The following is an 8,972-nucleotide window of genomic DNA, read 5'->3' as shown; positions in this document are numbered from 1 at the left end:
AACAGGAACAACTAATAGTACGTATACTTATACGGCTGCCACTATTAATAGTGACGCAAACATTAACTTCTCTGGCACGATTAGCTGTCTTGGAGGGCGTACTACTCCTGAAATTTCAGGTTATATGTGTATGAAAACCGTATTTACGGGAACCACAAATACTAATACCAGCATTTCATTACCTTATACGGTCACTGCAACTGTAGGTGGGGCTGGATCTTCTACCACCAACCAAACCTCAAATGTCTGGTATGGTCCAGTGAGAACGGTCGCTTCAAATAATATTATTAGTTACTCGGTAAATGTGAAAGTCCCAGCCCGCACAGGGTCTCTTATTGCCTATCCTAAAGGGACATATACGGGTACGGTTCAACTTTTTTGGGACATGCAAGCAAGCTCTAGTACTGTCTGTGAAGGAAATAGTGGTGGAGGATGGGACTCAGGCAATACCACTATCACTGCTAATTATGTTATGCCGAGTTTGTGCCAATTGGATTCAACATCAAATGTAGATTTTGGCAATATCAATGATATTGGTACGACGAGTCGTGATTATACCGCGCAAGGTGCGGTGAATACGACGTGCAACAATGGCACCTCATATAGCATTTATTTGGGCGATGGAAATAGCCGTATTGCTGGCGGCTTTAGACGTATGACAAATGGTAGTAGTCAATATATCCCTTATCAGTTATATCAGGACTCAACTTATAGTGCGGTATGGGACGCAACGGGTGGTGTAACCACGGTTGGAGGTTCTGGAGGTGTTTCTAAAACAGGCTCAGGCACTGCCCAAAGTACAAATGTCTATGGAAAAATTCCGCAGGGTACAGCTATTTCAACGACACCTGGTAATTACTCAGATACGATAGTTGTTACAGTAACCTATTAATAATCTGTTGGAATTTGATATTGAGTCTGTTTTATATTGGGTTGCTCATGCGAATAGCCATGAGATTTAGATTTGATTTTTTAATTGTTCTAATTTGAAGATGGTGTAAAAGCTTTTAAAGAAAAGATAGATGTAAAAAGGTGATCAACGGTAATGTTGTTTTAGAATAAGTAAAAATAGAAAAAGACAAATTAAAAAGATAAGAAAAAACATCTGATGAATAAATACCTTATGAATATTAAATGTATTTTTACACAAGTTAACAGATTGTACAAATTAAATTACAGTTTCCTTATATTCATTTAGCCTTTCTTATCAATAAAAAAAGCTTTTAGAGGCGAAGTTGGTTATTAATAATTTAGTTATTTGTATTGGAAAACAAAGTGTTAAAATTATGGGGTTGGGATGCTTTGAATATACAATTATCTCGAATTTTAACCTATTGAAACTACTAAGGTTTATAACTTGTTCCAACCACTTACAATCCAAACTAGACTCGGCGGATTCTACTTCTTTTACTATTCCATTGTTGGTACGTTCATGCCTTATTGGAATTTATATCTTCAAGATCAAGGGTTTAATTATCAAGAAATTGGTGTTTTATCATCAATTGCGATTGTAACTCGTTTTTTTGCGCCTTTAGTATGGGGATGGGTTGCCGACAAATCTGGTAAGCGAATGCTGTTAGTGCGGCTAGCAACTTGGATGGAATCGTGTATATGGTTGGCTATTTTTATAGTGCCAAATACGTTTCAATCCATAGCTTTACTCATGCTTATTTTTAGCTTCTTCCAAAATGCTATTTTAGCTCAATTTGAAGGGGTTACTTTATTTTGGTTGGGTGATCAAAAAGCTAAACTTTATGGCAAAATTCGTAAGTGGGGATCTGTTGGATTTATTGTCGGTGTTTTTGTTATTGGTGCACTTCTGGAAATAGTACCTATTTCGATGCTTCCAATTTTATTATTAATTATTGCTTCATTAGCCTTTATTTGGTCTTTTACAATTCGAGAACCGGATGGTGCACCTCCATCACAGAAAAAGTTAGAGCCTTTACTTCCTGTATTAAAGCGTCCGACAGTAGCTGCATTTTTCACAATTGAATTTATTTTACTTTTTTCACATGCACCTTTTTATAGTTTTTATAGTAACTTTCTGAAATCTTTGAATTTCAGTACGACTGAAATTGGATTTTTATGGGCGATGGGGGTTTTTGCAGAAATTTTTATGTTTTCAATTGCCTCAAAGATTTTTCAACGCTTTTCGTGGCGTAGTTTAGTCGTTGTGTGTTTGCTCGTGACGAGCATACGTTGGATGCTGGTTGCACTATTTTCACATTACTTTGTTGGTCAGCTTTTTGCACAGTGTTTGCATGCTTTTAGTTTTGGTTTATTTCATTTAATTGCAATGAGAGTTATTTTTCAAAACTTCTCTGCTGGACAACAAGGGCGTGGACAAGCTCTTTACAGCACCATGTGGGGGCTGGGTGTCGCTTTTGGTAGTGTTCTGGCTGGGCATTTCTGGAAAATTCTTTCTGGTGAACTCATCTTTATGTGTGCCAGTGTGGTTGTGCTGTTAGGTTTGTGCTTTGTAATGTGGCTTCCGAAACAAGTCGATTCCTCAGCTGTCTAAGCTTGAGATAATCTAAAACAAATGATTTACATTGAAAAAAGCAAGTAAATATAAAATTGTTTGATGACTTGTTGTAGCACGTTACAGTTGAAAAATATTGTTTTTATATGGTTATGGAGCAGTGATTTTGTCAAAAAATATGCTAACTTAACTTCATGCGTTTAATGATTAATAAATCTATGAAAAATATTTATATTATTGGATTATTGTGGGCTTGTTCTGGTTTAGCTGTGGCAGAAACGGCTACTCAACAGCCAGCCGAACAACCCGTTCGGACTGCAAGTAATCCTAATGCTATACGTATTGTTACGCGTCCTGAAATTATGGGATTATGGGGAATGGAAATTCCAAATAATAAGAAATGTGTGGAATATTATAACTTCCGTAGTAGTAATGATGTAGTGATCAAAAGTGGTCAAGAGTGGTCATACGGTTTATATGAATATCAACCATCTGATGACCCTAAAGAGCAGTTAGCTGCTTTAGTGATGCAAATTAAATTTGATAATAATAAAGTAGATTGTTCAGGTCAGAAACAAGATCAAACAGGTGATGTTTCTCAGTATTTTGTACAGTGGAAAAATGACCATACTATCAACTTCTGTTCGACCGCTAAGGGTGAGCAGTGTTTTGCGACTTTACGTAGAGTCCTACCATAAGATAATAGATATAAAAAAGCCTCTTACGTATAAGAGGCTTTTTTATTATGCAGTTTCAGCTTTCTTCTTTTCTTCCAATTGCTTTAATAAGTGCTTTTCAAGGTAATGGATGTCCATTGCTTGAGAACAGAAGCTCTTATCTTGCAAAATGAGATCTTTATGCAGAGGAATGTTAGTTTTAATTCCTGTAAGGATCATTTCATCTAACGCTTGACGCATACGAGCAAGTGATGTTTCACGGTCTTTACCATGAGAAATCAGTTTAGCAATCATAGAGTCATAGTAAGGTGGAATGCTATATTCTGGGTAGATATGAGAATCTAAACGAATACCAGCACCGCCTGGCGCATAGAAACTTTCGATTTTACCTGGTGAAGGTAAGAACGTTGTTGGATCTTCAGCATTGATACGACATTCGATTGCATGACCATTAACTTTGATGTCTTCTTGTTGAAGCTCTAGTCCTAGGCCACCTGCAATACGTAACTGTTGTTCAATAATATCAACACCAGTAACCATTTCAGTAACAGGGTGCTCTACCTGAACACGAGTGTTCATTTCGATAAAGAAGAATTCACCATCTTCAAATAGAAATTCAAATGTACCAGCGCCACGATATTGCATTAACTGACATGCATGAACACATGCTTCTAAGATATCAGCTCGAGCTTGCTCTGGTAGATTTGGAGCAGGTGCTTCTTCTAATACTTTTTGGTGACGACGTTGTAATGAACAGTCGCGGTCATATAAATGAATCGCATGGCCATTACCATCACCAAGAACTTGCACTTCAACATGGCGAGGTTTCTGTAAGAAGCGTTCCATGTAAACGGTATCGTCACCAAACCACATTTCTGCATCGCGCTGAGCTGCTTGAACTGATTCAAGTAGTGTATCTACACGCTCAACAATACGCATACCGCGTCCACCGCCACCAGATGCCGCTTTAACAATAAGCGGGAAACCGATTTCTTTAGCTTCTGCAAGGGCATTGTGGATGGTTACAGCATGGTCACAACCAGGTACAGTTGGTACACCAGCTTTTTTCATGGCAACAATCGCAGAAACTTTGTTCCCCATAAGGCGAATGTGTTCTGGACGTGGACCAATAAAAGTAAAACCTGAACTTTCTACAATTTCAGCAAATTCAGCATTTTCTGAAAGAAAACCATAGCCAGGATGAATAGCATCGGCACCGGTAATTTCTGCAGCAGTAATAATTGCCGGGATATTTAAATAGCTATCACTACTTGCACCGGGACCAATACATACTGCTTCATCAACAAAACGTAAATGCATCAAATCTTTATCAGCATCTGAATAGATACCAACAGTCTTGATTCCTAATGTTTTGCAAGCCCGGGTAATTCGTAAAGCGATTTCACCACGGTTTGCAATTAAAACTTTTTGCAACATAGACGTCCCCGAGGTAATTACGCGCGATAACGGAATAAAGGTTGACCGAATTGGATTACATCGCCATTTTTCACTAAAATTTCTTCAACCACGCCACTTTGAGTTGCTTCAATTGGGTTCATGATTTTCATTGCTTCAATAATACCCAAAGTTTCACCAGCAGATACAGTTTGTCCTACTTTAACAAATGGTGCTTCGCCTGGGCTTGGAGCAGCGTAGAACACACCAACCATTGGAGAAGTTTCAACTGCTCCGCGTGGTGTTTTTGCAACTGGTGCTGCTGCAACAGGAGCTGCCGGAAGTGCTACACCAGCCGCAGCAACGACTGGACTACGGCGAGTTAAAGCGATTGATTGATCACCTTCTTTAACTTCAATCGCTTGCAAGTCAGACTCAATCATTAAATCGATGAGTTTCTTAATTTTGCGGATATCCATGGGCGACTATTCCTAAACTAGTTTGGGTTAGATGGTTGAATTTTTTCAATAGCGTAATCGAGTGCAAAACTATAACCTTTTGCACCAAGACCACAGATCACGCCAATTGCTTTATCGGATAAATATGAATGATGTCTAAATGCTTCTCTTGCATGGACATTCGACAAATGTACTTCAATAAATGGAATGGCAACGCCGAGTAGGGCATCGCGTAGAGCAACGGAAGTATGGGTGAGGGCCGCAGGATTAATAATAATAAGTTTTACGCCTTCGGTTTGTGCCTGATGAATACGGTCAACAATGGCACCTTCCCAATTGCTTTGAAAAGTATCTAATGTAATTGATGCGTTTTGAGCTTGGATAACGAGTTGTTGGTTAATATCACCTAAGGTAAGATGACCATATACTTCTGGTTCGCGTTTTCCCAGCAAATTCAAATTCGGTCCATGAATCACCAAAATGGTCGAACTCATTCAGATTGCTCCAGCTCTAAAGTTGCAAATATTCTTTGCAAGATGTCTGCAAAGTTTGCTTATTATGGCATATGTTTCTACAATTTTTTTATAATTTGTTTTAATTGTCGCAGAAAGGGTATACCAAATTCGGCTTATATATTGTAAATTTTGCGATGATTTAGCAATGTTAAAAAATGACAAAATTTCAAGTAATTTAATGAAGCTCATTTTAAACTGAATTGACAAAAACAGTTCATGTATTTTGTGTAACGGCTGTAGAATTCTCTCCAATTACAAGTAGCTCATTCCATCGAGTTAGATAGTTTTTTGAACGGTGACATTGTTTCATATGCCAAGATGGACTACGGGAATGATAACCGACTTGTAGATAGTGACTGCCGAATCGATTACGAACTGTACTTAGGGTTTTCATGAGTTGTTGTCTTTGCTGAATCAACTCAAGAGGTTGCCATAAGTCATCAATGTGATGTTGACGGGCATGCAAACCACAAAATAAGACTCCAATCTTAATATATTTTTTATTTTCTTTATATAAAACATCAATTTGTTGCATGGCTGCTTTAGTTAATATGCATAGATCATCTGTTGCATACGTTAAACCTATCGCTTGAGATGATGCTTTTTTATAAGGTGGTTTATCTGTTTTTTCATAAAGCATGACTTGAATACAGGCACACAGCTGTTCTTGTTTCATTAAACGCCGATGAGCACGATTGAGATGAAAGATAAGCGCTTGTTTAATAATCTCAATGCTGGATAAAGCTTGAGCGAAACTTCGTGATGCTAAAATTCGTTTTGTTAAGATAGCAGGATCATCAAGTTGGATACAGGATTGGCCTTTTAGCTCACGAATAGTACGTGCCATAACCACCGAGAAAGCTTTTGCGAGATGGTGTTCATTGGCAAAAGTTAAGTCTAGGCATGAATAAATTTCATAGCTTCGTAATTGTTTGACCAATTGATAGCCAATTCCCCACACTTCTTTGACAGAAGTTTGTTGCATGAGGTCTTCAAGCAGTAGGGGATCTAAAGTAGTGAAATTACAAATTCCCTTAAAGCTTTTAATTTTTTTAGCATAGTGATTGGCTAACTTGGCCTGAGTTTTGGAATATCCGATGCCAATACAGCAAGGTAAGCTTAACCATTTTTCTAGGGTTTCTACTGCTTTGGCACAATGAGAATGAATATCTAGAGATTGAAGATAAGGGGTTAAACGGATAAAGCATTCATCAATAGAATAAGCTTCTAAATCATCGGGTGAGAAGAATTCACCTAAAACCGAAAAAAAGCGACGAGACATCTCAGCATATAAAGTGTAGTTACTTGAATAGACGTGTACGCCTGCTTGGAGAGCTTCTTCTTCAATTTGGTACCATGGGATTGCCATCTTTATACCCATGTTTTTTGCTTCTTCACTGCGTGATACAACACATCCATCATTATTAGAAAGCACGACAACTGGCACGCCAATAAGTTTGGGGTCAAATAGTCGCTCACAACTGACATAACAGTTATTAATGTCTACAAGCGCGTAAATTTCGCGGTGTGAGATGTCCATTCTGACTTGCCCCATTAAAAATGTTGGTAAAACTACATAATTTTGAATATGTAACAAAATCAAGTTAACAAAATTTCTAGTGGAAAGCTAGGGGAGTTCCGACAGTCGGCATTTAGCTAATAAAGGAAAGAAGATAAAACTTTATTTTTTTAGTAAAAAAAAAGGAGATCGCGCTGATCTCCCTTTTTGTGACACACTTTATGTCGGTTTTACTTACCACTTGTGACTATAAGTCACTTTAAGCGTTGCGCCATTTGCCACCAAATGGCTAGTGTTATCACTTGTTCTTAATAATTGGCTATAAAGAGGATAGTATTTACGGTTAAACATATTCTCTAAACCAATCGTCACAGTGTCTTTTTTGTTAAGTGCAAAACTACTGATTAAATCTGCTGTTGTATACGTTTTTACATCGTAGCGACCAAAACCATTTACGCCGTTCAAGCGGTAATCTTCTGAACCGAAGTAAGTTGCTTGTAGGCGGTTCGTCCAAGTTTCTGTTGGACTATAAGAAACGTAAGCTGTGAGTTTTAATGGTGGAATACGGAAACCTGTCATGTCTTGTTCAGAACCGCTTTGAGGTTTTTCACGGCCTTTCATCCAAGTAACGCTACCACCAGTTCCCCAAACATTTGCATCGTCAAGATAGTCAAAAGTTGCCTCTACACCAGTTACTTTTTCTTTGGTTCTAGCCAGTACTAAACCATTATTAAAAGACTGCACAGCACCAAGGTCAGAAGTTGAGTGGAATACAGCTAAACTTGATGAGATGTTATTGAAGTTTCCTTTCCAGCCGAGTTCATAGTTATCTACTTTTACTGGCTCTAAGAATGATGAACCAAGGTTAAAACCTTCACCAGCATTACGGATAATCAAACCAACATCAGGTAATTGGAAACCTTGGTTAAACGATGCATAGATCGAGTTTTGATCATTTGGAGAGAAAGTTACATTAGCATTGTATAACCATGCATCAGCTTTCACTTTTCCGCCCAGAACAGTGTAAGGGTTAGTCTTGCCTAATTGTGATAATGGAACAAAGCTATCAATTTGGGCATAGCTGTCTTCATAGCGTGTACCAGCTTCTGCTGACCATTGATCATTAAAGCGGTGTTTTAACTGTACAAAACCACCAACACTTTGCGTGGTAAGTTCGGGTAAATAAATGAGCTTGCCAGTTTTTACAAATTCTAGACCACCTGATTGATCATAAATTTTTTGGTCGAAAATATCTAAAGGCATTTCGCTTTTTTCACGGCTGAAGTCACCACCCCAAACCAATGAGGTATCACCTAGAAACTCAAGTGGTGTGGTCACAGTTAAGCGGCTACCGAGTACATTATTTTCTTGATAAATCTGGTCGACTTGTTTGCCGCGGTTTGCATTTCCACGAGCATCAAATGGTGAAAAACGGGTAAAGAAGTCGCGGTAATAAATTTGAGCATCAACCTTATTACCTAATAAGTCTTTATTGGTATAGGTCAAATTGTAGATCTGGTTTTCATTTTTATTTTGGTCTTTAAGCTTTAATCCTTTAATTGCTTTGGCTGGCACTGTACCAGCTGGAGCTTTTTTAACACTTGGGTCAGATGCATAATCTGAGTCTTGCTCTGCATTATAGTAGTTTGCAGCAAATTGTAGATATTGATTGTCATCAATATGGTAACCAAGTTTACCGCCTACGCTGTAGCCATCGGAATCATAAAGGTCGCCCTGACTTGGTTCAGGTGCAACACGGTCACCACTTGCATCGTATGGGCTGCCAATACGTTGATAACCAAAATCAAATGCATAATCAAATGCATTAAAGCTGCCTGTGAAATATTGGTGAATATCTCCACCCAAAGCATCAGAACGGAAATTCGTTAAAGGTGTTTGAAGCCCAATAACGGTTTTTGCGGT

At 38.2% G+C, this 8,972-nt stretch carries 8 protein-coding genes; 3 read left to right on the top strand and 5 right to left on the bottom strand.

Annotation, left to right across the window (positions count from 1 at the left end; translation table 11 throughout):
• The 3 genes from UC75_RS05165 to UC75_RS05155 all read left to right on the top strand — a co-directional run.
• Positions 1-892: spore coat U domain-containing protein (locus tag UC75_RS05165; protein ID WP_228137099.1), on the top strand; the 892-nt coding region annotated here is incomplete at its 5' end.
• Positions 893-1,357: 465 nt separating this feature from the next.
• The gene (locus UC75_RS05160; protein ID WP_212771763.1) at positions 1,358-2,524 is read left to right on the top strand and encodes an MFS transporter; all 1,167 of its coding nucleotides are present in this window, start codon (positions 1,358-1,360) and stop codon (positions 2,522-2,524) included.
• Between the two features lie 155 nt (positions 2,525-2,679).
• Positions 2,680-3,183, top strand: a complete 504-nt coding sequence (locus UC75_RS05155) for a hypothetical protein (RefSeq protein ID WP_004791762.1) — start codon at positions 2,680-2,682, stop codon at positions 3,181-3,183.
• A 45-nt stretch (positions 3,184-3,228) separates the two neighbouring features.
• Here UC75_RS05155 and accC read toward each other — a convergent pair whose 3' ends face one another.
• The 5 genes from accC to UC75_RS05130 form a co-directional block, all read right to left on the bottom strand.
• A complete protein-coding gene (gene accC / locus UC75_RS05150) occupies positions 3,229-4,599 on the bottom strand; it encodes an acetyl-CoA carboxylase biotin carboxylase subunit (RefSeq protein WP_004791764.1) in 1,371 nt (456 codons plus the stop codon).
• 17 nt (positions 4,600-4,616) lie between these two features.
• Positions 4,617-5,036 carry an acetyl-CoA carboxylase biotin carboxyl carrier protein gene (locus tag UC75_RS05145; protein WP_004791766.1) on the bottom strand — a complete coding sequence of 140 codons (420 nt, stop codon included), beginning with the start codon at positions 5,034-5,036 and terminating at the stop codon, positions 4,617-4,619.
• 17 nt (positions 5,037-5,053) lie between these two features.
• On the bottom strand, positions 5,054-5,509 hold the full coding sequence (aroQ, locus tag UC75_RS05140; RefSeq protein ID WP_004791768.1) for a type II 3-dehydroquinate dehydratase: 456 nt from the start codon (positions 5,507-5,509) through the stop codon (positions 5,054-5,056).
• A 235-nt stretch (positions 5,510-5,744) separates the two neighbouring features.
• Positions 5,745-7,070, bottom strand: coding sequence for a Y-family DNA polymerase (locus UC75_RS05135; protein ID WP_049836914.1), 1,326 nt, complete (start codon positions 7,068-7,070; stop codon positions 5,745-5,747).
• Between the two features lie 213 nt (positions 7,071-7,283).
• Positions 7,284-8,972: TonB-dependent receptor (locus UC75_RS05130; RefSeq protein ID WP_228137098.1), on the bottom strand; the 1,689-nt coding region annotated here is incomplete at its 5' end.

This window comes from Acinetobacter sp. V2 (genome assembly GCF_001188385.1).
GTDB classification, from domain to species: Bacteria; Pseudomonadota; Gammaproteobacteria; order Pseudomonadales; family Moraxellaceae; genus Acinetobacter; species Acinetobacter oleivorans.
The sequence above is the reverse complement of the archived record's forward strand: the minus strand, read 5'-3'. Positions and strand labels throughout refer to the sequence as shown.